Origin of the sequence: Candidatus Roseilinea sp. NK_OTU-006, assembly GCF_012931985.1 — a bacterium.
Taxonomy (GTDB): Bacteria; Chloroflexota; Anaerolineae; order J036; family Brachytrichaceae; genus JAAFGM01.
This window is the reverse complement of sequence record NZ_JAAFGM010000103.1, coordinates 1-2,641: the sequence shown is the minus strand read 5'-3', so window position 1 is coordinate 2,641 and position 2,641 is coordinate 1. Positions and strand designations below refer to the sequence as shown.

1 protein-coding gene is annotated in these 2,641 nt (G+C 61.5%); it reads left to right on the top strand.

Translation table 11 applies throughout. The features are described 5' to 3' along the window. Positions 1-2,641: FG-GAP repeat domain-containing protein (locus GXH28_RS15835; RefSeq protein WP_169239973.1), on the top strand; the 2,641-nt coding region annotated here is incomplete at both ends.

Sequence of the window (2,641 nt, the reverse complement as noted above, 5' to 3'; positions counted from 1 at the left end):
CGATCAAGTGGTCGTATCCCGTAGGCGGCGCGCCGGGGGCCTGGGTGGAGGATATCACCGGCCCGGGCGGCCTGCCCGACGGCCAGCCGGAGGTGATCGTCGCGGCCGGCGGGCGCGTGCGCGCCTTTGACATCACCGGCAAGCCGCTCTGGATCAGCGAGGCGCTCGGCGGCTTTATCGTCGCCATCAAAGATGTCAACGGCGACGGCAGTGTGGAGATCGTGCTGGGCAAAGCGGTAGGAGCATCCACTTGGGAGCGCTACACGCTTTCCGGCAGCACCGGCCAGGTGTGGTCGAAGTTGACCGGAGTGAATTCTTACAGCGGTGGCGGCGGCGCGCTGGAAGATTTGAACAACGACGGCCGACAAGAGTTTATTCCTCAAGGATTTGGCGACCGCTACCTGTACAGCTATCCGTCGGCCATCACCGCTCCGCCCCAACCGGTCGTCTGGCTGACGCCAGCGGGTGGCGTGAACGGGCTTTATGGCGGATTTGGTTTCGGCGACCTCGACGGGGACGGTTACAAAGAGGCTGTGCTTGCGTATGAACGATACACCCCGCCGCAGGTGATGGTCGTCACCTCTCAACCCACATGGACGGTGCTGACGCGTACCTTCGGGAGCGCGCTGACGGGTCTGCCTCCTGGGGCAACGCGACGAACCCAGGTCATCGTCACCGACACGGTCGTTGGGGACGGGAAGGCGGAGTTCCTGTACTTTGGCTATGCTGGCAGCACTAACTATGGCTATCTGCTGCACAACGTCGTCTCCACAAGCCCCACCACATACACCGTGACCACCACGTGGTTCTATACCGCTTCAGTACCATACTACGGTCTGTCAGCGAGCGTGGCTAATCTGGACGGTGGGGATAGAGAAGTACTGTTGAATTATACCGAGGCAGGCAGCGGCCAGCGCCAGGCGCGGCTCTTTGATGCCAACACGGGAAACATCTTGTTCAGCGCCCAGGATGTCCACTTCTGTGGCCTGAGTTCATACGACGCCGATCCCGATCAGGAGGTCGGCCTGTGTCGTCAGGTGCCCGCAGGCACGGAGTTTCGGCTGTACAACTGGGATGGGGCGACCCTGAGCCCGATGTGGACGACCAGCATCACGGTGCGCGGCCTGCAAGTAGTCCATCTCGATCTGACCGGCGACAACATTGCGGACGTGCTCGCCGAGACCACAGATCGGAAATATCTGGCTGCTTATAACGGCGCGAGCGGGGCGTTCATCACCCAGTTCCCCTACCCAGCAGGGGCGACGTGTGGCGTGGGCGGCGCGCCGGCGACGTTCAGCCCCGTGCGTTTGCCCGTCGCGTGCAACAACGGTTACCTGTACATGCTCGACGCCACCCTCTCACCGCAGTGGAGCACATACGCAGGGAGCGCAACTGCGGACTTCTACGTTGTGGACAGCAACGCCGATAGCAAGAACGAAATCGTCTTGGTTGATGCGCGCGGCGCCTTGATCAATCTCGATCCTTACACCGCCACCCAGCAAGCGGCGCCCAAATTGAACTGGGAGCGCTTCTTCTCCCCGAGTGTTGGCCTACCTAGTTACTGGCATCCGGTCAACCTGGACGGCGGGCCGTGGGAATACCCGGTGGTGGACGGCACCTTGCTTCCGACCGCGACGGTTCAACTGTTGCACAAGAACCCCCTCGACGGCAGTGAGACCATCGCGGCAACGGGGATAATCACTGGTACAAGCTCTTGGATTTTCTTGGCCGGCTACGGTCAGCTCGACAACAGCACTGCCGAGAACGAACTGCTGCTGCACGACTTTCCGTATAACCGGCCCTTGCGCGCCCTGCGACAAAATGGCAGCACGTTGACGCAACTGTGGCTCCGACCGGGGATAATACACGAAGAGAGTCTTGCCGCCCTTGCCGACGTCACCGGCGATGGTCACGACGATGTATTTATCAGAACTTATGGCAGTACACCCGCCCTGTTAGATGGCTCGAATGGGAACTGGCTTAACGGTTATTATGCATCATGGGCGTTTACTGCGATGGTGGCCGAGCTCGACGGTGATCCACAACTGGAGTTTGCCCCTTCTCAGGGGGACGGCGGCAGCATGCATCTTATTCAGGTGCTGGCGGGATCGCCCTGGTTGAGCGGTCTTCAAACACGCGCGCTGGGCGATAAGGGTGGACAAGTGATTCGCCATCGCGGCTTTGCCGTCGCCGAGGTCACCTCGGCTGAAGGCGGGCTTGAACTTATCTACGGCGGCTTGGGCGGCATCGTCGGGGCTGCCTCCGGGGTGAACCTCAGCGATTTTTACACGCGCGGGCTGGGCGTGTCTTTCAACGTAGGAAGCTGCGAGAGCTTCATCAATCAGCCCGTGGCTTACGCGGGGCAATACGTTGACTCGCTGGAGAGCGTCTGCCCCGGCGCTTTGCGCCTGTCGCCCATTCGGGACGTCGCCGTGGCGGACGTGGACGGCGATGGCAAGGACGAAATCCTGGCCGCTTCAGAGAACGGCTACCTGTATGCGCTGAACGCCGAGGACGGCTCGCTGCGCTGGGCGTACAACTTCTACTATCCGGTGGACCGGGTGATCGCCGCCAACGTGGACACCGATCCGCAGCTCGAGGTGCTGGTGAGCGTGGCGGACGGCTTTTTGTATGCGCTGGA